This is a genomic window from Novosphingobium sp. FSW06-99, from assembly GCF_001519065.1.
Lineage (GTDB): Bacteria > Pseudomonadota > Alphaproteobacteria > Sphingomonadales > Sphingomonadaceae > Novosphingobium.
In genome coordinates, this window is the sequence record NZ_KQ954254.1 from 52,931 (window position 1) to 77,701 (window position 24,771).

Genomic DNA, 24,771 nt, shown 5'->3' on the forward strand with positions numbered 1-24,771 from the left:
GCGCAAGGCGCCTGATGTCCGGCACTGTTACGATGCCACCCAGTCGTCGCGCATGACCTGTTATTCCCCGCTGGCCGATGGCGCCGACCGGGTCTTTGCCAGGGCAGTGCTGGAACTGGCTGACAACACTGTCGACAGCGATCTGGCGGTTGAACTTCGCGTGGTCATCCCGTTCGACCAGGGCTCCTATGAGGCAACTTTCGGCGGGGTCGATGGTCTGGACCAGGCGCAATCCGCCGCAGAATTCGCGGCTCTGCTGAAACAGGCCGCCACGCCGCCGCTGGTGATCGATGGCGATGCTGCCGAGGCCAACTGCCGCCATGAAAGCTATGAAGCGGTTGGCCGCATGGTCGCGCGCAACTGTGACGTGCTGATGGTAATCTGGGCCAGGGAAGCGCAGTCGGGCGGGCGCGGCGGGGCGAGCGACATCGTGCGCTTTGCGCTGCACGCCGGTATCCCGGTGTGGTGCATCGACAGTCTCGGGATGCGAGAGCCCGTGTTGTGGACCAGTGCGCGCGCACTGCACGAAGACACCGCGCCGGAACACGCCCATGCAGCGCTGAACAGGCTGGTCGACGATACGGTGATACCGCCGCCACCCGCCGCCATGGAAAAAGGCTATCTCGCAGAGAAAGTGTCCGATCCGATGGGCGCCTTTTTCGATGAGAAGATGCATGGCGCCTCAAATATCTGGCTGTTCCATTCGGGTGCCATCGGCTTGCTGCGCCGGGTATGGGCAAAACACCCCACGGCGAAGGACCTGGACCATGGCTATACAAGGCGCAGGCAGACGTGGGGGGATTCGCATCTGGTCAAGTGCCTCTCCAAACCGTGGAATTCGTCACGATTTGTCAATACGCGAAGCCTGTCGTCACAGTTGTCGGAATCGTATCAATATAGGTATCGCACATCATATCTGTTTATTTCGATTTTCGGGGCGATCGCGTTGATTTCGGCGGTGATCGATGTCGGCTACAATCCCGCTGAACGCATCGCCAGCGTCATCGAATGTGTCGCTCTGTTCGGCATTGCCGTGCTGGTTTTGCTCAACGGGCGCCTTGGCTGGCACCGGCGCTATGTCGATTACCGTCTGTTGAGCGAACTTGTTCGCCCTTTGTCGTTCCTCGCGCCCCTGGGTTGGAGCCTGCCGTTCAACCGCATGCGCAAGGTTGCCGTGGCGGGAAAGGGTGGCTGGGTGCCATGGCTGGTGGCGGCCTATGTGCGCGCGGCGCCGCTGCCCTGTGGCGCCTTGGCCGACACCGTAGCAGGCCAGAAGGAACGCCTGATCAATGCGATGATTGGCAGCCAACTGGAATTCCACGTTCGCCGGAAACTCGAATGCAGCGGTGCAAATGCGTGGTTCGATCGTGGCGGCAGCGCACTGTTTGGGCTGACCATGCTGTGCGTGTTCGCAAAAATCGCCCTGCTGTATGGGGAGAGCCAGTTCGGTGAAAAACTTGCGGTTTCTGCGGATGTGCCGGCAATCGTCCAGTTTCTCGGCTGGGTATCGGCCGTTGCGCCCGCCTTGTCTGCAGCAGCGTTCGGCATGAAGGCATACGAGGAGTTCGAGTCGCTGGCGGAAAGTTCGGAAAAAATCATCGAGGATCTGGCCGCTGTTCGCGAACAGGCTAGGCGGATCAAGCCAGACGATCCGCTCGCCTCGCAGCTTCTGGCGGAAACCTGCCTCGACGCATCGCTGGTGATGCTGTCGGAAGCATCGGGCTGGGCGCAAATGCTGCGTGCCAAGGCGATTGAGGCTGCTTGACCGCAACGGCGCGCAGAAGATGGACATAAATTTGTGTCAATTTGCCCGTAATGTCACCGTGCGAGCTCGATACTGATCCGGTATGTCATGCGGAGATTGGGTGTAATTCCGCCATTCCCCGCGCGATGCGATGCGTCCAGAAAGCGTGTGTCGAGTTGATTGAATGTAAACAATAATGGACAATTGTTCGTCGCGGGTCGATAGTCGGAACCTGGGATGAGGTCCTGAGTGGAGAGATCGAGATGAAGCAGTCTGAATCGAAAATTCGGGTTGGTGGTGTGGTGTTGTGCCTTGCGGTGTCGGCGCTGGCGCTGGCGGCATGTTCCAAGAAAGACGATACGGTCGACACCAGTGCAGACAGCGCGCCTGCGGCGGCAACCACGTCGGCGGCCGCTGCCGACAGCGCCACGCCCCCTGCGGCCAAAGTGGCGGCAGACAATGTCGAGACGATCAGCGGCGCCAAGTTCGCCAGCTTCACCGGCGATGCAGACAAGGGCAAGGCCGATTTCGTGACCTGCACGACCTGCCACGCGATCGAGGCCGGGGTGAACAAGATCGGCCCTTCGCTGCATGGCGTGGTTGGGCGTCCGGCGGGATCGATTGCGGGCTATGCCTATTCGACCGCCAACAAGACGAGCGGTATTACCTGGAGCCAGGAAAAGCTGTTCCAGTATCTCGAAAATCCGCAGCGCGTGGTCCCCGGCACCAAGATGTCCTTCCCCGGCTGGTCCGACCCGCAAAAGCGCGCCGACGTGATCGCCTATCTCAAAGCCAACAGTTGATCGGACGGGCCCGGCGGTGTGTGCTGTCGGGCCCCCCTATCCTTGTCGCTGGCGCCATGCCAGATCGGCCAGATTGAGCGGAAACGCCGCCAGCAGCAACAGCGCGATCCAGCGCCAGTCCATCCCTACCAGCGCCGCGCGCAGGGCCAGCAACATCATCGCCCCCGGCGCCAGGCACAGCACCGCGCGCAACATCGGCCAGCGCAGCCGCGCCACCAGCCACACCAGCTCGATGGCGATGACCGCCAGCACCACATCGACGGCGTGGCCAGTGGCGAACAGCCAGATCAGGAAAACGGTCCGTTCAGCCGGTCCACGGTCATCGTCAGATAGCCTGCAAACGTGACCCACAGCAGATAGGGCAGCAACAGCACCGCGCCGGTCATCGATCGGCGCCAGATCACCAGGATCAGCGCCAGCACCGACAGCCACAGCCCGATCGATTCGACCATGGCCCAATCCGGGCGGTGCAGGCGAAAGAACAACAGGCTCCAGGCGATATTGAGAAAGCCGTTGAGCGCGAACAACCCGACCAGCGCTTCGCGTTCACGGCCGGTGGGCGCGGCCAGCCAACCGGTCACCCCGGCCAGCGCGGTAAACGCATAGATCGCCGTCCAGGCCACGCCATAGGCGGCATCGGGCGGGGCCCAGCGCGGCTGCGCCAGCGCGTGATACCACGGGCCCAGATCGGTGATCGTCGCACCCAGAATGGCCACCATCGCGGCGGCGAGCGAGGCGATGATGACAGGGAACAGCCAGGCGCGGTTCATCCGGCAAACCCTGCGGTCTGCAACAGATGGCGCATATCCTTCACAAAGATGCGCAAATAGGCAAGCGGACTGGAATAGACCAGTTGCTTGTTCATATAGGCGGGCCACATCATCCGTTGCACGTCGCGGTCCTCGCACATGGTCACAAAGCGTTCGCGGCGGCGATCGCTATGGTACCAGAAATACTGCATGATCCCCAAAACCCGGAACACCGTGCCATGCGCGCGCATGAAGCGACGGCGGGCCTGGCGCAGCGCGCGGGGGTTGCCCGATACCAGAAACACCCCGACCGCGCTGGCGGCCTCGCGCCCTGCCACCATCGCATAATAGATTCCCTCGCCCGAAGCCGGGGCGACCACCCCGGCGGCATCGCCGGTGACCAGCACATCGCGGCCATTGTCCCATCGGCGCAACGGGCGCAGCGGGATCGGCGCGCCTTCGGACCGGATCGTGTCGCACGCATCCAGCCCTTCGCGCGCGCGCAACCGGCCGACCGCGCGGCGCAGGCCAAACCCCTTTTGCGCGCTGCCCACACCGACGCTGGTGGTGTCGCCATGGGGGAACACCCAGGCATAGAAATCGGGCGACAGGGCGTGTTGGTAGAACACATCGCAGCGCGCGCGATCAAACCGGGCGTCGCCTTGCGCGGGCGAGCGGATCACTTCGTGATAGGCAAACACGCAAGGCATCGCCTCGGCCCCCGGCAGGGCCTGCCGCGCAACGCGCGAACGCGCGCCATCGGCGCCGATCACGCAGCGTGTGGCGATGCGGCGTTCAATGCCATCGTCCGCAGTGGTGTAGACCACCGTCGCATCGCCGTTGCCATCGCGCTCGATCCGTTCGAACCGCCCGGTGCGGCGCACGGCCTGTGCGGCAACGGCGCGTTCGCGCAGCCATTCGTCAAAATGTTCGCGATCGACCATGCCCACAAACGCGTCGCCGCCATGGCGGTTGACCGGCATGTCGACGACCGTGTCGGACGGCGCGATCATCCGCGCGCCGACCACGCGGCCCACGATCAGATGGTCGGGGATGGCAAAATCGCGGATCAATCGTGGCGGGATTGCCCCGCCGCAGGGTTTGATCCGCCCGGCACGGTCGAGCAGCAGCACGCGATGCCCGGCGCGGGCCAGATCGGTCGCGGCGGTGGCCCCGGCCGGACCGCCACCAACCACCACGCAGTCGTAGATCCCGTTCATGCGGCAGACGGCATCGGCTGCGCGCCGCGCACCGGTCGGCGCAGCGCCAGCGACGCGGCGACCACAAACAGCAGTGCCTGCACTGCAAACACGATCATGAACGTGCGCGACGTGGATCCGATCAGCGCGCGCCCCAGATCGAGCCCGATCGCGCCCATCAGCCCGCCCAGCGCAAAGGCGATCGCTTGCGCCGCACCCCACACGCCCATGCGAATGCCTTCGCGATGCCCGCCATCGGCGCCCGCCAGGCCCATCATCGCGCCGATGGCCGACACCGCGAACACCCCGTTGGCGAGGCCCAGCGCGGCAATATTGGCCGTCAGCGGCCAGCCGGGCCCCATGCGCGCTGCCAGGATCAGCCCGACCAGCATCAGCGCCGATGCCGCGCATCCGCCAACGATCCACACTTGCATGCTTTCGACCGTGCGTTTGCCCACCACACTGCCGCCCACGCCGACCAGGATCATCCCGCCCAGCACCCCCGCATGCAGCACCCCGCCCAACTGGGTCGATTGCCCCGGCGTGAAGCCGAACAGCAGGCCTGCGAACGGTTCGAGAATCAGTTCCTGCATCGAATAGGCAAACATCGACAGGAACACGAACAGGGTGAACCGGCGTGCATCGTCGTCTGCCATCATCGTCCGCAACGCCGCGCCAAAACCGGGCCGGTCTGCATCATCCACAGCGGGCACGGGCGCAGGCGGGCGCCCCTCTACGCCCCATACGCCCAGCATGGCCACCACGAAGGCGGTGGCGACCACCCCTGTGACCACTCTGGCCAGGCGCGGCAGGGAAAACGGATCGATCAGGGCCCCGGCCACGCCGGCGGTAACGACAATGCCGACGATCATCATGATCCAGGTGATCGATGCCGCCGCCGCGCGCCGTTGCGGCGCAACCCGCGTGGCCAGCAGCGCCAGCAGCGATGTGCCCGCTGCTCCGACGCCCGCGCCGATCATCGAAAAGGCGAACACGGCGCCGATCACCCCCCATGCCGAATGGGCCGCCAGCAAGGCCAGCGCGCCGATCGAACCGACCACACCGGTGGCCAGCGTGGCCATGCCCAGCACGATCCACGGGGTTCGCCGCGCGCCGCGATCGGACCCATGGCCCCACACCGGGCGCGACACTTGCACCGCATAATGCCACGCGACCAAACCGGCAGGCAGTGCTGCGGGCAGCGCATATTCGACCACCATCACCCGGTTTAGCAGCGAGGTTGCCAGCATCACCATCGCGCCGATGGCGCTTTGCACCAGACCGAGCCGGACAATCCCCGACCAGCCGAGCGGGCGCAGCGTCACAGTCCGCTTGCTCCGCCCAACCCGAAGGCCGAGGCCAGCATGCCGAACACATAGAGCGTGGTTCCCGTGGCATTGTACCACGGCGTGTGCGCGCGCGGATCGCCGAGCAGGCGCCGCATCAGCCCGATCTGTCCCACCAGCAGCCCGGCGACGATCGCTGCATCGGCACGATGCCCCCACTGCACCAGCAGCGCGACCACCGCGATCTGCGGTGCGGCCATCACCACGCAGGCCACGCGCGCCGCCCGATCGACCCCCAGGACGACGGGCAATGAGCGCAGCCCGGTGGCACGATCGCCCTCCACCGCCTTGAAATCGTTGAGTGTCATGATCCCATGAGCGCCAAAACTGTAGAGTGCCAGGATGATCAGCACATGCGTCGGCGGCAGTGCACCGGCCATCACGCTGGCGCCGGTAAACCAGGTCAGCCCTTCATAGCTCAGCGCCACGACCGCCGGGCCCCAGATCCCGCTGACCTTGAACCGGAAGGGCGGGGCGCTGTAACCCCAGGCGCAGATCAGCCCGATGCATGTCGCGCCCAGCACCCACGGCCCGGCAAGGGTTGCCACCAGCAGTGACAGCGCGGTGCCGGTCAAGGCGATCCACAAGCCCCAATGGCCCGCGATCCGGCCCGAAGGGATCGGCCGAGCCGGTTCGTTGATGGCATCGACATGGCGATCGAACCAGTCGTTGACCGCCTGGCTGGTGCCGCACACCAGCGGCCCGGTCAGCACCACGCCGGCCAGCAGAAACGGCCAGCGATCGGCCAGCGGCACACCGGACGATACCACGCCGCACATGAACGCCCAGATCGGTGGAAACCAGGTGACCGGCTTGAGCAGTTCAAGCACATCGCGCGGGGCGGGCAGGGGAGTCGCGGTGGAAAGGGTGCCCGATCGGTCCATCCCCGAAGGCTAAGCCCCGGACCCCCGATCCGTCAAACCTAATTTACACCCGGAAGTGTACAATTTGTTTTAATTGTCGCCCGCGGTGGTGTTGGCCAGCCCATGGCGGTGCAGCTTCGAATAGAGGCTTTGGCGGCTGAGCCCCAGGATTTCCGCCGCCGAAGCGCGGTTGTCAGACGTGTATTCAAGCGCCGCCTCGATGCACAGGCGTTCGATCAGGTCGGTGCTTTCGCGCACGATGTCCTTTAGTGACATGCGTCCGACAAGTTCGGTCAACTGATCGACCGAACGCGGCACATCGCGGGTGGTGACAGAGACAGTGCGCAACCGGCGCGCGACATTGCGGATGGTGAACCCGAAGCAATCCTTGCCGTCCATCGATGCGATCACGCCCGAGATCTCGATCTCTTCCTGAGCGCCCGCTGCGCCGCGCAGGATCGTCGCGACATTGTGGATCGAACCGTGTTCGCGCAACTGCGCCACGATCAGATCGAGATCGCGGCCCGGACGCGCCAGCCAGGTGCCGAGCGACATCCCGGTGACCCGGTCGGCGGAAGGCATTTCCGCCAGTTCGACAAAGGCGGCGTTGGCGGTCAGCACCTTGAGATCGCGATCGACCAGCACAAAGGCATCGGGCATGCGTTCCAGCACATCGCCCAGGGTGCTGTCGAACCGGTGCGCGGTGTCGTCGGTGGTTGCAGGCTCGATCCGGATGATCAGCATCGGCGTGCGCGACTGGCGGAACAGGCGCGCGGAAAACCGCGCCTCGCCACGCCCATCGGCCAGTGGCAGCATGATCGGTTCAAGATCGTCGGTGGCTTCGGCAGCCCCCAGATAGGCGACCAGATCGTCGCGCTGTTCGCTGGCGACGATGGCGTTGGCCGGATTGCCCACCAGTGTGCCTTCGCGCGCATCGAGCAGGCGGTGTGCCGCCGGATTGGCCTCGCGGATACGGCGGGTCTGGCCATCGACGATCAGCACGGCCTCGGTCGCCATGTCAAACAGCAGGCGATAGCGGGTTTCTGCCTGGCGCAGGCGAATATAGTCACGTTCAAGCGATTGCTGTGTCTGCAACAGCCGCTGTTGCATTTCGGCTGCCGCGCGCATGTCGCGGCCGATCGCGACCAGCCGCTCGCTGTCACCCAGCGCCAGCACCATGTATCGTACGGGCACATCGCCGCCGGGCGCCGCATGATTGACCTGACGCCAGCGTGGGGGCACCGCACCGCTGGCGGCCGCGACCATTTCGACGGCCTTGTTGCGGCTTTCCGGCGTCAACGCATCGATCCAGGATTCACCGATCAGATCGGCAAAACCTAGATTGGCCAGATCTCCCTGTGACACGGCGACATCGAGAATGGTGCCGTCGCAGGTCAGTATGAAGGTTACATCGCCCACTGCCGCAAGCAGCGACGCGGCGACACTAGCGGGGAGATGCCCGGGCGAGGCGCCAGGTGCGGTGAAGGCCGTATTCCGGAAGGGGGCGAATTGCTGGCTCATCGACGAGCGACGCACTCCAAACGAAAGTCAACGTTATGTTGCAGCGGTCCGTTCGCGTTCGCGGACGAGATCGCCGGCAACCTGCGGTGCAGCCTTTGCATCCGGCGCAGTGCCATCGGCGCCGACTTGCGCGACCAGATCAGGATCCGCGCTGAAAACCCTTCCCCCGACCATTACGCAGACCCGCGGATTTTTGGAGACCTTCCGCAGTGCAGCAATAAGCAGGCGAACCGGGCCAATATGGCAGTCACAACTGACGGTCAACCCGATAATGTCGAACCAGTCGTCCTTTGCGTGTCTGAGCAGATCGGCGGATTGCGGTTCGCACAAGCGTTCGGTTTGCCAGCCTTCGTGCCGGAAGATTTCGTCGATCATGACCGTGCCCAGGCTATGTTGATCGCCGGGCATTGGCGAAAACAGCGCGCGATGGGCTCCATTCGATGACTGGCGCATTTCGGGCAGGCGCGTCGAGATTTCATGGACGACTTCCTGCAGCCGCCACAAACCCATTGTTACATCGACGAAATCGACCCGATCCTGCTCCCAGTATTCGCCCAGCAGTCGCGCCGTGGGGGCCAGCAGATCGACCAGCACCGCGGCCACCGCCACACCGCGCGCAAGCATCTGTTCGACGATATCGAGCAATTCGTCGGCTTCGACCTGCATCACCAGCGGGGCAAACGCCTCGATTTCATCTGCGCCGATCGGGCTGTCGCCGCTGGGCAGGATGCCGCCATGCGATGCAGGGGCATGCGCCACCATCATCCGCGGGATGATTTCGCTTTCGATCAGGGTTGTCAGTGATCGTGCATATTCTGCGTCAATGTGTCCGCGAAATGCGGTCAGGCTCATGCGTTCGGGAACGGGGCGGCGCTCTACCCGATGGCCGCTCGGCATCGGGGCATGTGCAACATATCGGTTCATAGATGCCATCACCGGCTCTCCCCGCCTGACCGACATATTTTAATGCTGTTTACGCCGGACGTGCCGGAGCCGGACTTGTCTGGTGCGTCTTGTGCGACTCGCAGCGTATGCCTGTTGTCGGCAACTGGCAACAGGCATACGCCGCCATTGCCGGGCAAAGTGTCAAAAAAAATGGACGTCAATTTCAGTTGACACTTGTCGAGGCGGGGATAATCTGGAGCCGACAACAAGAGGGCAGGCGAGAGGCGATGCGGGCGAACAACCCACCATTCTCAGACACGCGTTTCCCGGATGAGCGGCGCGAAAGCGTGGCACCGCTCTACACACCAGAGCAACGCCGCCGTCGCGACTCGACGGCCTGGACCACGGTGCAGGGCGTGCTGGCGCCGCTGCAATTCATGGTGTTTCTGGTCAGCCTGGCGCTGGTCCTGCGCTATCTTGCCACGGGCCACGGCGCCGCCGCCGCGACGGCATCGATCATCGTCAAGACTTGCGCGCTCTATACGATCATGATCACCGGCGCGATCTGGGAAAAGGTCGTGTTCGGCAAATGGCTGTTCGTTCCGGCGTTCTTCTGGGAAGACGTGTTCAGCATGCTCGTCCTGGCGCTGCACACCGCCTATCTGGTGGCGCTGATCGGCGGCTATGGCACCGAGCATGACCGCATGCTGATCGCGCTGACCGCTTATGCGACTTATGTGATCAATGCGACGCAGTTCATCCTGAAGCTGCGCGCGGCGCGCCTGCAATCCGGGCCCGGCACCCCGGCGATGGCGGTAGCGGCATGACCCCGGCGCTGCCCGCCGAACGGCCCGGCTGCTCTGCGGCGCCGGTGTTGCGGCAACGCGGGCAGCGCGAGGTGTTTTGCGGGCTGACCGGCATCATCTGGTTGCACCGCAAAGTTCAGGATGCGTTTTTCCTGGTGGTCGGATCGCGCACGTGCGCACACTTGCTGCAATCGGCCGCCGGGGTGATGGTGTTTGCCGAACCCCGGTTCGGCACCGCGATCATCGAGGAACGCGATCTGGCCGGGCTGGCCGACTGCAACGAGGAACTCGACCGCGTGGTCGATCGCCTGCTGGCGCGGCGGCCCGATATCAAGCTGCTGTTTCTGGTCGGCTCGTGCCCGTCCGAAGTGATCAAGCTGGACTTGTCGCGCGCCGCAGCGCGGCTGTCGGTCAAGCATGCCGGGACGACCCGCATCCTCAACTATTCGGGATCGGGGATCGAAACCACCTTTACCGAAGGCGAAGATGCCTGCCTGGCCGCGCTGGTGCCCGAACTGCCGACCGATACAGCCGATCAGCCGGGGCTGATGATCGTGGGCGCGCTGCCCGATGTGGTCGAAGACCAGTTCGCGCGCCTGTTTGCCGAACTGGGCCTTGCGCGGGTTCATTCATTTCCCGCGCGCCGTGCCGATGCCATGCCTCCGGTCGGGCCCGGCACGCGCTTTTTGCTGGCGCAACCGTTTTTGGGCGAAACCGCCCGCGCGCTGGAGGATCGCGGCGCCACGCGGATCGACGCGCTGTTTCCGTTTGGCGCAGAAGGCACCACGGCCTGGCTCCACGCCGCGGCGCAGGCATTCGGCATCGACGAAATGCATTTTCGCCGGGTGATCGCGCCGGGCCGCGAACGCGCCAAGCGGGCGATCGCGCACAGCCGCACGCTGCTTGCGGGCAAACGGGTGACGTTCCTGCCCGATTCGCAACTGGAAATTCCGCTGGCCCGGTTTCTGGCCAACGAACTGGGGATGGTGCCGGTCGAAGTGGGTACGCCCTATCTGCACCGGCGCCATCTTGCACAGGAATTGGCCCTGCTGCCGCGCGAAACGCTGATCAGCGAAGGCCAGGATGTCGATCTGCAACTCGATCGGGTGCGCGCGAGCCGGCCCGATCTTACCGTCTGCGGCCTCGGGCTCGCCAACCCGCTCGAAGCCGAAGGGCTGACCACCAAGTGGGCGATCGAACTGGTGTTCTCGCCGATCCATGGCTTTGACCAGGCGGGTGATCTGGCCGAGCTGTTCGCGCGTCCGCTGCGGCGGCGCGATGTGTTGAAAATCTGATGCAACTGACCGTCTGGACATACGAGGGGCCACCCCATGTCGGCGCGATGCGGATCGCCACCGCGATGGATGGCGTGCACTACGTGCTCCACGCGCCGCAGGGCGATACTTATGCCGACTTGCTGTTCACCATGATCGAACGCCGGGGCAAGCGCCCGCCGGTGACCTATACCACCTTTCAGGCGCGCGATCTGGGCAAGGATACCGCCGAACTGTTCCAGAAGGCGGCGCGCGATGCCTTTGCGCGGTTTGCCCCGGCGGCGATGCTGGTGGGCGCGTCGTGCACTGCCGAGCTGATCCAGGACGATCCGGCGGGTCTGGTCGAGGCGATGAACCTGCCGTGCCCGGTGGTCGCGCTCGAATTGCCCAGTTACCAGCGCAAGGAAAACTGGGGCGCGGCTGAAACGTTCTATCAATTGGTGCGCAAGCTGGCCGCGGGCACCACGCCCGCGCGGGGCGCACGGCCCAGCGCCAATATCCTGGGCCCCACCGCACTCGGGTTTCGCCATCGCGACGACGTGATCGAGATCACCCGCCTGCTCGACCGGCTGGGCATCGCGGTCAATGTTACGGCGCCTCTGGGGGCCAGCCCGGCCGATCTGGCACGGCTGGGCGATGCGGATTTCAACATCTGCCTCTATCCCGAAATCGCCGACACCGCCTGCCGCTGGCTTGAACGCCAGTTCGGCCAGAAAACCGTGCGAACCGTGCCGATCGGCCACGGCGCAACGTGTGATTTCGTGGCCGAAGTGGCGGCGCTGGCCGGGGTCGATGCAGGCGCCGTGCTCGATACCTCGAACCTGCCGTGGTGGAGCCGCTCGGTCGATTCGACGTATCTGACGGGCAAACGCGTGTTCATCTTTGGCGATGCCACCCACGCGATTGCCGCCGCACGCGTCGCCCGCGACGAACTGGGTTTCACAGTGGTCGGGCTGGGCTGTTACAACCGCGAATTCGCGCGCGACCTGCGCGAGGCGGCCAGACTTTACGGCGTCGAGCCGCTGATCACCGACGATTATCTTGAAGTCGAAGAGGCGATCCAGGCGTTGCAGCCCGAACTCGTGCTGGGCACGCAGATGGAGCGCCATATCGCCAAACGCCTGCGCATTCCCTGCGCGGTGATTTCCGCGCCCGTGCATGTGCAGGATTTTCCCGCGCGCTATTCGCCGCAGATGGGGTTCGAAGGCGCCAATGTGCTGTTTGACACCTGGGTCCATCCGCTGGTGATGGGGCTGGAGGAACATCTGCTGACGATGTTCCGCGACGATTTCGAATTCAGCGATCACGCCGGCGCCTCGCATCTGGGTCACGGCACCCCGGCCGAGATCGTTGCCGCACCGGTTCAGGCGGCCAGCGGCTGGTCCGCCGAGGCCGAGCGCGAACTGCTGAAAATCCCGTTCTTCGTGCGTGGGAAAGCACGGCGGAACACCGAGCGCTATGCCACCGAGCTGGGCATAGCCGCCATAACGCTCGAAACGCTCTACGATGCGAAGGCGCATTATGCCCGTTAGCTCAGCCATCCCCGTAAGGGTCGTGATCATCACGCTGGACAACCATCTGTCGGGTGCCGTTACCCGGGCACAGGAACTGTTTTTCCGCAGCAAATCGGGCGTCACGATCGGGTTTCACGCCGCCGCCGACTGGGATGAGAAACCCGAAACGCTCGAAGCCGCTCGCGCCGATATCGCGCGCGGCGATATCATCTTGATGACGATGCTGTTTCTCGAAGATCACATCCGTGCGGTGATGCCGCACCTGCAGGCGCGGCAGAACGACTGCGATGCGATGGTCGGCCTGATGTCGGCGGGCGACGTGGTCAAGCTGACGCGGATGGGCGATTATCGCATGGACAAGCCCGCCACCGGGCTGATGGCGATGATCAAGAAGCTGCGCGGTGCCAACAAGACCGGCGCCAGTTCCGGCGCGCGGCAGATGGCGATGCTGCGCCGTCTGCCCAAATTGCTGAAATTCATCCCCGGGACTGCGCAGGATGTGCGCGCCTATTTCCTGACCATGCAATATTGGCTGGCAGCGTCGGACGACAACGTGGCCGACATGATCCGCATGCTGGTCGATCGCTATGCCGATGGCGACCGGCGGGCCCTGCGTGGCATGATGAAGGCCGCGTTGCCGCGCGAATATCCTGAAGTCGGCGTCTATCACCCCTCGCTGGCGCAGCGCATGGCGCGTGATGTGGCCGATCTGCCGCGTCGTCGCGGGGCAAAGGGCACGGTCGGGCTGTTGATGCTGCGTTCTTATGTGCTCGCCCGTGATGCCGCGCATTATGACGGGGTGATCGCCGCGCTTGAGGCGCAGGGGCTCGATGTCATCCCCGCCTTTGCCGGTGGGCTCGACGGGCGCCCGGCGATCGAGGGGCTGTTCATGAAAGACGGCGCCGTCACGGTTGATGCGGTGGTCAACCTGACCGGGTTCAGTCTGGTTGGCGGCCCCGCCTACAACGACACCGCCGCCGCCGAAGCGATCCTGACCCGGCTAGACCGGCCTTATATCGCCGCACACCCGGTTGAATTCCAGACCTTGCAGGCCTGGGGTGCCAACCGGCAGGGGCTGTTGCCGCTCGAATCGACCATGATGATCGCGATCCCTGAACTCGACGGCGGCACCGTGCCGATGGTGTTCGGCGGGCGCTCGGATGGCTCAGACACGGCCTGCACCGGCTGCCAGCGGGCCTGCACATTTCCTGCCACAGGGCCGGTGCGCGCGATGCAGGCCTGCACCGAACGCGCCGACATGCTTGCCGCACGGGTGCTCAGGCTGATCGAACTGCGCCACGCCGCCAATGCGGACAAGCGCGTTGCGGTGGTGTTGTTCAATTTTCCGCCCAATGCGGGTGCGGCGGGGACCGCGCAGTTTCTGGCGGTGTTCGAATCGCTCCACGCCACGCTCGTCCGGCTGGCGCGCGAAGGCTACGCGGTCGATGTGCCCGCCTCGGTCGATGCGCTGCGCACGCGCATCCTTGGCGGCAATGCGGCGCGTTATGGCAGCGAGGCCAATGTCCACGCCCGCGTCGGTGCCGATACCATCGTGCGGCGCGAAACCTGGCTGAACGAGATCGAGGCGGCCTGGGGCCCGGCGCCGGGCAAGTTGCAATCGGATGGCACCAGCGTGCACATCCTGGGCGCGCAGTTCGGCAACGTGTTTGTCGGCATCCAGCCCGCGCTGGGCTACGAAGGCGATCCAATGCGCCTGCTGTTTGCGGGCCGGTTTGCCCCGACCCACGCGTTCGCGGCGTTCTATCGCTGGCTGAAAGAGGATTTTCGCGCCCATGCCGTGCTGCATTTCGGCACCCATGGGAGTCTGGAATTCATGCCCGGCAAACAGACCGGCCTGACCGCGCAATGCTGGCCCGACCGCCTGATCGGCGATCTGCCCAATATCTATCTCTATGCCGCCAACAATCCTTCGGAAGGCGTGCTGGCCAAACGCCGCTCGGGCGCCACGCTGATCAGCTATCTCACGCCCGCGCTGACCAATGCGGGGGTCTACAAAGGGCTGGCCGATCTCAAGGCGTCGGTCGACCGCTGGCGCCAGGCCGAACCGGACAGCGACGAGATCGCGGTGCTGGCCGGGCTGATCGCGGATCAGGCGGCGGCGCTCGATCTCGATGGTGGCGATATTGCCGCGCTGGCCGCGCGGCTCTACGAAATCGAACGCGAACTGATCCCGCAGGGGCTGCATGTGGCAGGCGCCGCCGCGACCCGCGCCGAACGCATCGCGATGATCGCCGCGTCGGCACAGGCGCGTGGCGAGGCACTGTCGCCTGGCACGATCGAGGGCCTGGTCGATGGCACGGTCACGCCGGATACGCCGTTGCTGGCCGACATGGTCGCGCTGGATGCCGCGCTGTCGGCCAATGGCGAACTCGATGGCGTGGTTCGCGCGCTCAACGCGCAATTCATCGCGCCGGTCAGCGGTGGTGATCTGCTGCGCACACCCGAAATCCTGCCGACCGGGCGCAACATCCACGGTTTCGATCCGTTCCGCCTGCCCTCCGCCTATGCGGTCAAGGATGGCGCGGCGCAGGCGCAGCGGCTGATCGAGCGCAGCCTGGCCGATGCCGGCCATATGCCCGAAACCGTGGCGATGGTGCTGTGGGGCACCGACAATCTGAAAAGCGAAGGCGCCCAGATCGCGCAGGCCATGGCGCTGATGGGCGCACGCCCGCGCTTTGACAGCTACAACCGGCTGGCTGGGGCCGAACTCATCAGCCTGGAGCAACTGGGCCGGGGGCGCATCGATGTGGTGATCACGCTGTCGGGCGTGTTCCGCGATTTGCTGCCGCTGCAGACGCGCATGCTGGCTGAAGCCGCGCTGCTGGCGGCGCGCGCGGACGAGCCGATCGCTGCCAATGCCATCCGCCGCCACAGTCTGGCGCATCAGGCCGAACACGGCTGCGATCTGGAAACGGCGGCCTTGCGCGTGTTTTCCAATGCCGAAGGGGCCTATGGCGCCAATGTCAATCTGATGATCGACAATGGCGGGTGGAGCGATCCCGACGAACTGGCCGACAGTTTCGAGCGCCAGAAGGGTTATGCCTATGGGGTGAAAGGCGCGCCTGTGCGGCAGGCGGCGGTGCTCGCCTCGGCGCTGCGGACGGTCGAATGCGCCTATCAGAACCTGGAAAGTGTCGAACTGGGGATCACCGCGATCGACCAGTATGTCGATACGCTGGGCGGGATCAGCCGCGCCGTTACCCGCGCACGCGGCGGCCAGACCGCGCCGGTCTATATCGGTGACCAGACGCAAGGGGCGGGCAAAGTCCGCTCGTTGCAGGAACAGGTCGCGCTGGAAACGCGCACGCGCATCCTCAATCCGGTGTGGACCGAGGGCCTGTTGCGCCACGGCTATGAAGGCGTGCGCCAGATCGAGGGCAGCGTGACGACCACGATGGGCTGGTCGGCCACCACCGGCGAAGTCGATGCCTGGGTCTATCAGCGCATCGGCGAGACTTATGTGCTCGATCCGGCGATGCGCGAACGCATCGCCGCGCTCAATCCGCGCGCCGCGGCGCGTGTCGCCAACCGGCTGATCGAGGCGAGCGAGCGCAACTATTGGCAACCCGACGCGGCGACGCTCGCCGCACTCCATGCCGCCAGCGATGAGCTCGAGGATCGTCTCGAGGGTGTTGTTGCGGTTGCGGCCTGAAGGAACAGATCATGGCACTTTTCGATCCCCCCGTCCGCCACCGCGATACCATCGGCCTCGATGGCGAAGGCTCGGTTCAGGTCAAGCTCGATCCCGCCGACCGGATCGGCACCGCCAAAGTGTTCGCGGTCTATGGCAAGGGCGGCATCGGCAAATCGACGACATCGTCGAACTTGTCCGCCGCGTTTTCGCTGCTGGGCAAGCGGGTGTTGCAGATCGGCTGCGACCCCAAGCATGACAGCACGTTCACGCTGACCAAGAAGCTGATGCCGACGGTGATCGACGTGCTGGAAACCGTGGAATTCCATGCCGAGGAACTGCGGCCCGAAGATTACATGTTCGAAGGCTTCAACGGGGTGATGTGTGTCGAAGCGGGCGGGCCTCCGGCGGGCACCGGCTGTGGCGGCTATGTCGTGGGACAGACAGTCAAGCTGCTGAAACAGCACCATCTGCTCGAAGAAACCGATGTCGTGCTGTTCGACGTGCTGGGCGATGTGGTGTGCGGCGGGTTTGCCGCACCGCTGCAACATGCCGAAAGCGCGCTGGTGGTCGCCTCCAACGATTTCGACAGCATTTTCGCGATGAACCGGATCATGGCGGCGATCCAGGCCAAATCGAAGAACTATGCCGTGCGCATGGCGGGGATGATCGCCAACCGTTCGGCCGCAACCGACGAGATCGACCGCTTCAACGCCGCCACCGGGTTGAAACGGCTGGCGCATTTTCCCGATCTCGATGCGATCCGGCGGTCGCGGCTAAAGAAATGTACGCTGTTCGAAATGGATTCGACACCTGAAGTCGATGCCGCCTGCCACGAATACAAGCGGCTGGCCGCGCAACTGTGGGCGGGCTGCGAACCGCTCGATGCGAAATCGATGAAGGATCGCGACATTTTCGAATTCCTGGGGTTCGAATAAGATGACCACGGCGACCTACGACCGGTTTCGCGGGAACCTCGAAACCTATTTCGACCGCACCGCAGCCCGCGCGTGGGAACAGTTGACGTCGGACGCACCGGTCAGCGGGATCCGCGCCACCGTGCGCGCCGGGCGCACCGCGATGCGCGATACGCTGCTGTCGTGGTTGCCCGCCGACATGCGCGGGGCGCGCCTGCTCGACGCCGGCTGCGGCACCGGCGCACTGGCGGTCGAGGCGGCGCAGCGCGGGGCCGAGGTGGTGGCGATCGATGTCGCCGGCAGCCTGGTGGCGATCGGGCGCGACCGGGCACCTGCGGGGCTGCACATCGATTGGCGGGTGGGCGACATGCTCGATCCGGCGCTGGGACATTTCGACCATGTCGTGGCGATGGATTCACTGATCCATTACAAGCCCGCCGATAGTGTCGCTGTGCTGGCGCGGCTGGCCGACATCACCCATGCATCGATCGCGATGACGTTTGCGCCGCGCACGCCGCTGCTGATGGCGATGCTGGGCATGGGGCGGCTGTTTCCGCGCGGCGACAAATCGCCCGCGATCCTGCCGGTGCGCCAGGATCACCTGTGCCGCGCCATCGGTCAGGCCATTCCGCGTGCGCGGATTGGCCGCAACCGGCGCATTTCCGCCAGTTTCTACACCAGCCACGCATTGGAGATCGTGACCCGATGAGCTATCTGGCTGCCCTGAAGGCATCGCTGGCGCCGCAAGCGGGCGCGATCAGCCGCATCGAAAGCCTCAAGACCGGCGCCTTCTGGAACCGGCTCGGTACGCGCTTTCTGCCGTTTGCCGATGCCGCGACCGAGGATCTGCCGCTGGGGCGGATATTGCGCCTGTCGCTGTTTCAGGTCTCGGTGGGCATCGCGGCGGTGTTGCTGACCGGCACGCTCAACCGGGTGATGATTGTCGAATTGGGCATGTCGGCCAGCCTGGTCGCGGTGATGGTGTCGCTGCCCTTGCTGTTTGCGCCGTTGCGCACGCTGATCGGGTTCAAATCGGATCACCATGCCTCGCTGCTGGGGTGGAAACGCGTGCCCTATATCTGGTTCGGCACGCTGTTGCAGTTTGGCGGGCTGGCGATCCTGCCGTTTGCGCTGCTGGTGATGACCGGCGGCGGCACCGGCCCGGCGTTTGTCGGGCAAATGGGTGCGGTAGTCGGCTTTCTGCTGGTGGGTGCCGGCATGCACACCACCCAGACGGCGGGTCTTGCGCTCGCCACCGATCTGGCGCCCGAACAGGCCCGCCCGCGCGTGGTGGCGCTGCTCTATGTCATGCTGCTGTTCGGCACGATGGTCGCGGCGCTGGTGATCGGGCGGCTGCTGGCCGATTTCACCGCGACCCGGCTGGTGCAGATCGTGCAGGGCGCCGCCGCGCTGACGATGGTGCTCAACGTGATCGCGCTGTGGAAACAGGAACCGCGCAACCGCGAGGCAACCCGCAACCGCGAGGCGCAGCCTTCGTTCGGCGAAGTCTGGGCGGTGTTCATCGCGCGGCCCAGGACGATGCGCCTGCTGGTCACGGTCGGGCTGGGCGCGGCGGCCTTCACCATGCAGGACGTGCTGCTCGAACCTTATGGCGGGCAAGTGCTGGGTCTGTCGGTCGGGGCCACCACCGCGCTGACCGCGCTGTGGGCGGTGGGGATGCTCACCGGCTTTGGCTATGCGGCAAAGAGCCTGGGTGAGGGGGGCGATCCGCACCGGCTGGCCGGGTTTGGCGGAGTGGCCGGGATCGGCGCGTTCCTGCTGGTGCTGTTTGCCGGGCCGCTCCATTCGGTCACGCTACTGGAAATCGGGGCGACGTTCATCGGGCTGGGCGGCGGGCTGTTTTCGGTCGGCACGCTGACCGCGGCGATGGCGATTTCGGATACCGACACACTGGATGGCCGCACCGGTCTGGCGCTGGGCGCGTGGGGCGCGGTGCAGGCGACCAGCGCGGGGCTGGCCATCGCGATCGGTGCCTTTGCCCGCGATCTGGTGTCGCATGCGGCGATGGCCGGGCAACTGGGCGCGACGCTGGTCGACCCGTCCACCGGCTATGTGTTTGTCTATGGTGTCGAGATCGTGCTGCTGTTTGCCACGCTGGTTGCGCTTGGCCCGTTGGTCAGGAGCGAGGCGATCCGTCCCGTGCCGGCCGGCACCCGTTTCGGCCTCAGCGAATTTCCGATTTGAAAGGGGAAATCTGATGCATCCCAATCTTGTTGGCGGGATCGATGTCGCCTTGCTGGTATTCTGGGCCTTCCTGGCGTTCTTTGTGTGCCTGATCTTCTATCTGCGCCGTGAAGATCGCCGCGAAGGCTATCCGCTGGAAGACGAGGCGAGCGGTCGGGTCGATACGGTGGGCGGCGTGCTGCACACCGCGGCGGCCAAGACGTTCAAGCTGCCATTTGGCCATGGCACGGTGTCGGCGCCGGCATGGCGCCGCGAACCGGTCGATATTGCCGCACAGCGGACCGATCGCTTTGCCGGTGCGCCTTATGCGCCGACCGGCAACCCGCTGGTTGACGGCATCGGCCCGGCCGCCTGGGCCAATCGTGCCAAGCGCCCCGATCTCGACATGGAGGGCCATCCGCGCATCGTGCCGCTGACCACGGCCACCGGGTTCAGCATTGCGCGTGCGGATTCGGATCTGTCCGGCTGGCCGGTGGTGGGTGCCGATGGCCGCGTGGCCGGGCATGTCAGCACGCTGTGGATCGACAAGGCCGACCGGCTGGTCCGCTATATTCAACTGGGCGCCGAAGGCGGGCCCCTGCTGGCGCCGATGATGATGGCCAAAGTCGATCGGCGCCATCGCCGGGTGGTGATCGACGCGCTCAACGCTGCGCAGTTTGCGGGCGTGCCCCGGCTGGAGGCGACCGACCAGATCACGCTGTACGAAGAAGAACGCGTGCAGGCCTATTTCGGCGGCGGCTATCTTTACGCCAATGCCGATCGGCAGGAGCCACTGCTGTGAACGAATATGAAAACGAGCCGATCCGGGGCCTGCCCGGCATGCTGCCACCGGGCGAACAGATCGTGTGGCAGGGATCGCCCCAATGGCGGGCGTTGGCACGCGGTGCGTTCCGGACGCGGCTGGTCATGGGCTATTTCGCGCTGCTTGCCGCCTGGGCGCTGGTTTCGGCCTGGTCGGCGCATGGCACCTGGCTCGGCGTCGAACTGACCGCCGGGCTGGGGCTGACCTGCGTGGCAGTGCTGCATGTGCTGGCGTTGTTGGCGGCGCGTACCACGGTCTATACGCTGACCAACCGGCGGATCGTGCTGCGCATCGGCATCGCCGTGCCCAAATGCATCAATCTGCCGCTCAAGATGATCGGCGCGGTCGATCTGGCGCTCCATGCCGATGGCACGGGCGACGTGCCGCTGGTGATTGCGGGACCGGCGAAGCTGGGCATCCTGGCGCTGTGGCCCCATGCGCGGCCGTGGAGGATTGTCACCCCGCAACCGATGCTGCGCGCGATCCCCGAGGCCGGGGCCGTGGCCGCGCAGATTGCCCGCGCCTGCCGTGCGGTCAATCCGCAGGGTCACGCCGTCTTATCCGGCACGCCCGCGCCGCGTGCGCCCGCGTTTGCAGAGGCGATCGAGGCATGAGCACGCACAGCCACGCCGACATGCTGCCGCGCGGCACGCTGATCACCGCCGGGGCGCTGGTGCTGTTTGCGTTCACCGCCACCGCCACGGTGCGGCTGGCGCATATTCCCGCCGCCGCATCGCCGGTGGCGATGCGCGCGGCGCAGCATCTGGTGCCGGTCGAACAGCGCAATCTGCGCTTCACCGATCGCCCCGATGGCGCGGTGGTGATCGCCGACACCGACCGGGGCGAAAATGCCTCGATCATCGAACCGGGGCAAAAGACCGGGTTTATCCGGGGGGTCATGCGCGGGCTGGCGCGCGATCGGCGGATGCGCGGCATCGGCGACCGGCCACCGTTCAATCTGGCGCTCTATCGCGATGGCGAACTGTCGCTGACCGATACCGCGACGGGGCGCTCGATCGAACTGACCGCGTTCGGTTCGACCAACCGCGCCGCGTTTCTGGCGCTGTTGCCCAAAGGCGGGGTGTCATGATCGGGCTGCGCCGCATCCGTTTCGACACGCCGTGCACGATCGAGGTTGAACACAGCGACCGGCAATTGTGCGCGCATGTCGAACTGGCGGGTGGCGTGTCGATTGGGCCGGGCGACACCGTGCATGTGCATGGCGCGCCGATCAGCCTGGGCTTTGGCGAACGCCGCGTGATCGAACGCATGGCGACGGTCGAACGGGCCAGCACGCTGGGGCGCCTGTGGACCAAGTTTGCCGGCCATTTCGAGATGACCGAGCTGTGGGAAGTCAGCTTTACCGACGAGGCCATGCCATGAACGCGATGACCGACATCAAACCGGGGGCAAGCAGCGACCTGATGGCCGCTGCTTGCAAGGAGACCATCCTGTCCCCGCGGTTCTACACCACCGATTTTGCCGCGATGGACCGTATCGACGTGTCGGGGGTGCGCCGCGACTGGGATGCGCTGATCGCCGAAATGGTGGGTGATCCCAACAAGCTGCATTTCAAGCGCACGCAATCGTTCGATGGCGTGATCGAAAGCCTGCCCGACGGTCTGCGCCAGGAATTCGTCGATTTTCTGGTCAGTTCGCTCACCTCGGAATTTTCCGGCTGCATCCTCTACGCCGAAATCGCCAGGCGCGTGACCAACCCCGATATCAAGCAACTGTTCCGCCTGCTCAGCCGCGATGAAAGCCGCCACGCCGGGTTCATCAACGAAACGCTGAAGGATGCGGGCATCGGCATCGATCTGGGGTTTCTGACCAAGGCCAAGAAATACACCTATTTCCGGCCCAAGTTCATTTTCTATGCGGTCTATCTCAGCGAAAAGATCGGCTATGCCCGCTATATCACGATCTTCCGCCATCTGGCGCGGCATCCGGAATTGCGGTTCCACCCGATTTTCAACTGGTTTGAACAATGGTGCAACGACGAGTTCCGCCATGGCGAAGCCTTTGCGATCCTGTTGCGCACCGATCCCAAGTTGCTGACCGGGGTCAACCGGCTGTGGATCCGGTTCTTCCTGGTGTCGGTCTATGCCACGATGTACGTGCGCGATCACAACCGGCCCGCCTTTCACAAGGCGCTGGGGATGGACCCGACCGAATACGATCACAAAGTGTTCAACGTCTGCTCGACGATCAGCCGGCAGGTGTTCCCCGTCGTGCTCGACAGCGATTCCCCGCGTTTCCGCGCCGGGCTGGAACGCATGCGGCGCATCGCGGGGCGGATCGATGCGGCCCGGGCCCAAGGCGGGGTGATCGGGGCGGTCAAGCGCGCCGGGTTGACGCTTGCCGCCGGGGCGACCTTTGCCGGGCTCTATTTCACGCCGGTCAAACGCAATGTCGCGCCTGCCACCGTGCGGCTGGTCCCGGCCTGGTGATCGTTCCCCCGCTCCTCTTTGCGTTCCTGATGTGGTTCATCGGCACGGCTGCGATCGTCTGGCTCGACAGCCGTCCGCGCGCGACTTACGCGACCAGCCTGACTGTGTGCGGGGTGCTGGCGCTGGCGGCGATCCGGCTGGTGTGGGCGCAGGCCGGGGATGCCAGCGCGGCGGGCGCCTATACCGGGTTTGCGGCGGCGATCGTGATCTGGGGCTGGCACGAAATGAGCTTTCTGATGGGCATCGTCGCCGGGCCCAATCGCGCGCCATGCCCGGAAGGGGCGACCGGCTGGCGCCGGTTTTGTGCGGCCACCGCGACAGTCATCCACCACGAACTGGCGATTGCGGCAACGGCGATCGTGCTGTTTGCGGTCACCTGGGGGCAGCCCAACCAGATTGCACCGTTGACCTTTCTGCTGCTGTTCGTGTTGCGGCTGTCGGCCAAGTTCAACCTCTATCTGGGCGTGCCCAATCTCAGCGACGAGGTGTTTCCCGATCATCTCGCCTATCTCAAAAGCTATTTTCACAAGGCGCGTTGCAATCCGCTGTTCCCGTTCTCGATCGTGCTGGGCGCGGCGATCACCGTCCGGGCGTGGCAGGCGGGGCAGGGCGCGGCGGCGGGCAGCGGGGCGTGGGCCAGCGGCATGCTGCTGGCGGGCCTGGCGGCGCTGGGCGTGGTCGAACACCTGTTTCTGGTGCTGCCGCTGCGCGACGCCAAACTGTTTCAATGGGCATCATCACCATCAGCCGGCCCTGCAAAGCCGGCCATCCTCTTTGAGCAAGCGGGGAAGATCAAATGAACTACGAGGCCTATTTCACCAGCGAACTCGCGCAGCTCAAGGATGACGGTCGCTATCGCATCTTTGCCGAACTGGAACGCAAGGCGGGCGCCTTTCCCGCCGCGCAACAGTATGTGGGCGACGATTCCCGCCCGGTGACGGTGTGGTGCTCGAACGACTATCTGGGCATGGGCCAGCATCCCGCCGTGCTGGGCGCCATGCATGAAACGCTCGATCGCTGCGGCGCGGGCGCGGGCGGCACGCGCAACATTTCGGGCACCACGCACAGCCATGTCCTGCTCGAAGCCGAACTGGCCGACCTGCATGGGAAAGAGGCGGCGCTGCTGTTCACGTCGGGCTATGTTTCGAACTGGGCGGCGCTGGGCACACTGGGCGCGCGCATCCCCGGCTGCGTCATCCTGTCCGACGCGCTCAACCACGCCTCGATGATCGAAGGCATCCGCCACAGCCGCGCGCCGGTGCAGAAATTCGTGCACAATTCGCCCGAAGATCTCGACCGGCGGCTGTCGGCGCTCGATCCCTCGCTGCCCAAGCTGGTGGCGTTTGAAAGCGTCTATTCGATGGATGGCGATATCGCGCCGATCGCCGAAATCCTCGATGTGTGCGAACGGCACGGGGCGATGAGCTATCTCGACGAAGTCCACGGTGTCGGCCTCTATGGCCCACGCGGCGGCGGGGTGGCCGAACGCGAAGGGCTGATGGACCGCGTGACCGTGATCGAGGGCACCCTGGGCAAGGCGTTCGGGGTGATGGGCGGCTATATCGCCGCCTCGGCCGCGCTGTGCGATTTCGTGCGCAGCTTCGCCAGCGGGTTCATCTTTACCACCGCATTGCCGCCCGCGCTCGCCGCCGGGGCCACCGCCAGCATCCGTCACCTCAAGCACAGCAACGTCGAACGCGAACGCCACCGCGACCGCGTGGCCCAGGTGCGTCGCCGCCTCGATGCGATGGGCATCCCCACGCTCGACAATCCCAGCCATATCATCCCGATCATGGTGGGCGATGCGCACAAGTGCAAACGCATCAGCGACTGGTTGCTGGAACACCACGGCATCTATCTGCAGCCGATCAACTATCCGACCGTTCCGGTCGGCACTGAACGTCTGCGGCTGACCCCGTCGCCGGTGCACACCGATGCCGATATCGACAAGCTGGTGTCCTCGCTCAGCGAAATCTGGTCGATGTGCGAACTGGCCCGGCGCGCGATGGCGGCCTGATCCCCGCGCGGGCGCGCCGGGCGC

23 protein-coding genes are annotated in these 24,771 nt (G+C 65.2%); 16 read left to right on the forward strand and 7 right to left on the reverse strand.

Going from position 1 to position 24,771, the window contains the following annotated elements:
• The first annotated feature begins 283 nt into the window (after positions 1-283).
• Entirely contained in the window at positions 284-1,765 is a 1,482-nt protein-coding gene (locus AQZ49_RS07030) for a hypothetical protein (protein WP_231739007.1), read from the forward strand.
• Positions 1,766-2,007: 242 nt separating this feature from the next.
• Positions 2,008-2,547, forward strand: coding sequence for a c-type cytochrome (locus AQZ49_RS07035; protein WP_067614400.1), 540 nt, complete (start codon positions 2,008-2,010; stop codon positions 2,545-2,547).
• A gap of 36 nt (positions 2,548-2,583) precedes the next feature.
• On the opposite strand, the gene AQZ49_RS07040 is transcribed toward AQZ49_RS07035, so the two are convergent.
• The 7 genes from AQZ49_RS07040 to AQZ49_RS07070 all read right to left on the reverse strand — a co-directional run bounded on the left by AQZ49_RS07040 (position 2,584) and on the right by AQZ49_RS07070 (position 9,185).
• On the reverse strand, positions 2,584-2,802 hold the full coding sequence (locus tag AQZ49_RS07040; RefSeq protein WP_067614402.1) for a hypothetical protein: 219 nt from the start codon (positions 2,800-2,802) through the stop codon (positions 2,584-2,586).
• A 32-nt stretch (positions 2,803-2,834) separates the two neighbouring features.
• Positions 2,835-3,317: a TspO/MBR family protein gene (locus tag AQZ49_RS07045; RefSeq protein WP_067614404.1), complete on the reverse strand. Its 483-nt coding sequence runs from the start codon at positions 3,315-3,317 to the stop codon at positions 2,835-2,837.
• The gene (locus AQZ49_RS07050; RefSeq protein ID WP_067614406.1) at positions 3,314-4,516 is read right to left on the reverse strand and encodes a geranylgeranyl diphosphate reductase; all 1,203 of its coding nucleotides are present in this window, start codon (positions 4,514-4,516) and stop codon (positions 3,314-3,316) included. Before AQZ49_RS07050 ends, AQZ49_RS07045 begins: the two co-directional genes overlap by 4 nt.
• Entirely contained in the window at positions 4,513-5,820 is a 1,308-nt protein-coding gene (locus AQZ49_RS07055; protein ID WP_067614408.1) for a BCD family MFS transporter, read from the reverse strand. The genes AQZ49_RS07050 and AQZ49_RS07055 overlap by 4 nt, the downstream gene beginning before the upstream one ends.
• The gene (gene chlG, locus AQZ49_RS07060; RefSeq protein ID WP_067614410.1) at positions 5,817-6,725 is read right to left on the reverse strand and encodes a chlorophyll synthase ChlG; all 909 of its coding nucleotides are present in this window, start codon (positions 6,723-6,725) and stop codon (positions 5,817-5,819) included. The genes AQZ49_RS07055 and chlG overlap by 4 nt, the downstream gene beginning before the upstream one ends.
• A gap of 69 nt (positions 6,726-6,794) precedes the next feature.
• Positions 6,795-8,123 carry a transcriptional regulator PpsR gene (gene ppsR / locus AQZ49_RS07065; RefSeq protein ID WP_231739010.1) on the reverse strand — a complete coding sequence of 443 codons (1,329 nt, stop codon included), beginning with the start codon at positions 8,121-8,123 and terminating at the stop codon, positions 6,795-6,797.
• Between the two features lie 135 nt (positions 8,124-8,258).
• A complete protein-coding gene (locus AQZ49_RS07070) occupies positions 8,259-9,185 on the reverse strand; it encodes a cobalamin B12-binding domain-containing protein (protein ID WP_156428193.1) in 927 nt (308 codons plus the stop codon).
• 212 nt (positions 9,186-9,397) lie between these two features.
• Here AQZ49_RS07070 and bchF point away from each other — a divergent pair, with 212 nt between their 5' ends.
• The 14 genes from bchF to hemA are packed head-to-tail and all read left to right on the forward strand — an operon-like array spanning position 9,398 to position 24,747.
• Complete coding sequence (gene bchF / locus AQZ49_RS07075; protein ID WP_067614416.1) at positions 9,398-9,937, forward strand: 2-vinyl bacteriochlorophyllide hydratase; 540 nt, start codon at positions 9,398-9,400, stop codon at positions 9,935-9,937.
• Positions 9,934-11,211 carry a ferredoxin:protochlorophyllide reductase (ATP-dependent) subunit N gene (locus AQZ49_RS07080; RefSeq protein ID WP_067614418.1) on the forward strand — a complete coding sequence of 426 codons (1,278 nt, stop codon included), beginning with the start codon at positions 9,934-9,936 and terminating at the stop codon, positions 11,209-11,211. Before bchF ends, AQZ49_RS07080 begins: the two co-directional genes overlap by 4 nt.
• A complete protein-coding gene (bchB, locus tag AQZ49_RS07085) occupies positions 11,211-12,722 on the forward strand; it encodes a ferredoxin:protochlorophyllide reductase (ATP-dependent) subunit B (RefSeq protein WP_067614420.1) in 1,512 nt (503 codons plus the stop codon). The genes AQZ49_RS07080 and bchB overlap by 1 nt, the downstream gene beginning before the upstream one ends.
• Positions 12,712-16,377, forward strand: coding sequence for a magnesium chelatase subunit H (locus AQZ49_RS07090; RefSeq protein WP_082701624.1), 3,666 nt, complete (start codon positions 12,712-12,714; stop codon positions 16,375-16,377). The genes bchB and AQZ49_RS07090 overlap by 11 nt, the downstream gene beginning before the upstream one ends.
• 11 nt (positions 16,378-16,388) lie before the next feature.
• Positions 16,389-17,294, forward strand: a complete 906-nt coding sequence (bchL, locus tag AQZ49_RS07095; protein ID WP_067614424.1) for a ferredoxin:protochlorophyllide reductase (ATP-dependent) iron-sulfur ATP-binding protein — start codon at positions 16,389-16,391, stop codon at positions 17,292-17,294.
• A gap of 1 nt (position 17,295) precedes the next feature.
• Positions 17,296-17,982 carry a magnesium protoporphyrin IX methyltransferase gene (bchM, locus tag AQZ49_RS07100; protein ID WP_067614428.1) on the forward strand — a complete coding sequence of 229 codons (687 nt, stop codon included), beginning with the start codon at positions 17,296-17,298 and terminating at the stop codon, positions 17,980-17,982.
• The gene (locus AQZ49_RS07105) at positions 17,979-19,478 is read left to right on the forward strand and encodes a PucC family protein (RefSeq protein WP_082701625.1); all 1,500 of its coding nucleotides are present in this window, start codon (positions 17,979-17,981) and stop codon (positions 19,476-19,478) included. The genes bchM and AQZ49_RS07105 overlap by 4 nt, the downstream gene beginning before the upstream one ends.
• Before the next feature lie 13 nt (positions 19,479-19,491).
• Complete coding sequence (puhA, locus tag AQZ49_RS07110) at positions 19,492-20,259, forward strand: photosynthetic reaction center subunit H (RefSeq protein ID WP_067614430.1); 768 nt, start codon at positions 19,492-19,494, stop codon at positions 20,257-20,259.
• The gene (gene puhB / locus AQZ49_RS07115) at positions 20,256-20,894 is read left to right on the forward strand and encodes a photosynthetic complex putative assembly protein PuhB (protein ID WP_067614432.1); all 639 of its coding nucleotides are present in this window, start codon (positions 20,256-20,258) and stop codon (positions 20,892-20,894) included. Before puhA ends, puhB begins: the two co-directional genes overlap by 4 nt.
• Positions 20,891-21,370, forward strand: coding sequence for a photosynthetic complex assembly protein PuhC (gene puhC, locus AQZ49_RS07120; RefSeq protein ID WP_067614434.1), 480 nt, complete (start codon positions 20,891-20,893; stop codon positions 21,368-21,370). The genes puhB and puhC overlap by 4 nt, the downstream gene beginning before the upstream one ends.
• Complete coding sequence (locus tag AQZ49_RS07125; protein WP_067614436.1) at positions 21,367-21,663, forward strand: hypothetical protein; 297 nt, start codon at positions 21,367-21,369, stop codon at positions 21,661-21,663. The genes puhC and AQZ49_RS07125 overlap by 4 nt, the downstream gene beginning before the upstream one ends.
• Positions 21,660-22,730: a magnesium-protoporphyrin IX monomethyl ester (oxidative) cyclase gene (gene acsF, locus AQZ49_RS07130; RefSeq protein ID WP_067614438.1), complete on the forward strand. Its 1,071-nt coding sequence runs from the start codon at positions 21,660-21,662 to the stop codon at positions 22,728-22,730. The genes AQZ49_RS07125 and acsF overlap by 4 nt, the downstream gene beginning before the upstream one ends.
• Entirely contained in the window at positions 22,727-23,530 is an 804-nt protein-coding gene (gene puhE, locus AQZ49_RS07135) for a putative photosynthetic complex assembly protein PuhE (protein ID WP_067614440.1), read from the forward strand. The genes acsF and puhE overlap by 4 nt, the downstream gene beginning before the upstream one ends.
• Entirely contained in the window at positions 23,527-24,747 is a 1,221-nt protein-coding gene (hemA, locus tag AQZ49_RS07140) for a 5-aminolevulinate synthase (RefSeq protein ID WP_067614442.1), read from the forward strand. The genes puhE and hemA overlap by 4 nt, the downstream gene beginning before the upstream one ends.
• Positions 24,748-24,771 lie beyond the last annotated feature (24 nt).

Coding starts and splice junctions, on each gene's coding strand:
- AQZ49_RS07035 (WP_067614400.1), top strand. CDS start 2,008: ATGAAGCAGTCTGAATCGAAAATTCGGGTTGGTGGTGTGGTGTTGTGC.
- AQZ49_RS07045 (WP_067614404.1), bottom strand. CDS start 3,317: ATGAACCGCGCCTGGCTGTTCCCTGTCATCATCGCCTCGCTCGCCGCC.
- AQZ49_RS07050 (WP_067614406.1), bottom strand. CDS start 4,516: ATGAACGGGATCTACGACTGCGTGGTGGTTGGTGGCGGTCCGGCCGGG.
- chlG (WP_067614410.1), bottom strand. CDS start 6,725: ATGGACCGATCGGGCACCCTTTCCACCGCGACTCCCCTGCCCGCCCCG.
- AQZ49_RS07070 (WP_156428193.1), bottom strand. CDS start 9,185: ATGTCGGTCAGGCGGGGAGAGCCGGTGATGGCATCTATGAACCGATAT.
- bchF (WP_067614416.1), top strand. CDS start 9,398: ATGCGGGCGAACAACCCACCATTCTCAGACACGCGTTTCCCGGATGAG.
- AQZ49_RS07080 (WP_067614418.1), top strand. CDS start 9,934: ATGACCCCGGCGCTGCCCGCCGAACGGCCCGGCTGCTCTGCGGCGCCG.
- bchB (WP_067614420.1), top strand. CDS start 11,211: ATGCAACTGACCGTCTGGACATACGAGGGGCCACCCCATGTCGGCGCG.
- AQZ49_RS07090 (WP_082701624.1), top strand. CDS start 12,712: ATGCCCGTTAGCTCAGCCATCCCCGTAAGGGTCGTGATCATCACGCTG.
- bchL (WP_067614424.1), top strand. CDS start 16,389: ATGGCACTTTTCGATCCCCCCGTCCGCCACCGCGATACCATCGGCCTC.
- bchM (WP_067614428.1), top strand. CDS start 17,296: ATGACCACGGCGACCTACGACCGGTTTCGCGGGAACCTCGAAACCTAT.
- AQZ49_RS07105 (WP_082701625.1), top strand. CDS start 17,979: ATGAGCTATCTGGCTGCCCTGAAGGCATCGCTGGCGCCGCAAGCGGGC.
- puhA (WP_067614430.1), top strand. CDS start 19,492: ATGCATCCCAATCTTGTTGGCGGGATCGATGTCGCCTTGCTGGTATTC.
- puhC (WP_067614434.1), top strand. CDS start 20,891: ATGAGCACGCACAGCCACGCCGACATGCTGCCGCGCGGCACGCTGATC.
- AQZ49_RS07125 (WP_067614436.1), top strand. CDS start 21,367: ATGATCGGGCTGCGCCGCATCCGTTTCGACACGCCGTGCACGATCGAG.
- acsF (WP_067614438.1), top strand. CDS start 21,660: ATGAACGCGATGACCGACATCAAACCGGGGGCAAGCAGCGACCTGATG.
- hemA (WP_067614442.1), top strand. CDS start 23,527: ATGAACTACGAGGCCTATTTCACCAGCGAACTCGCGCAGCTCAAGGAT.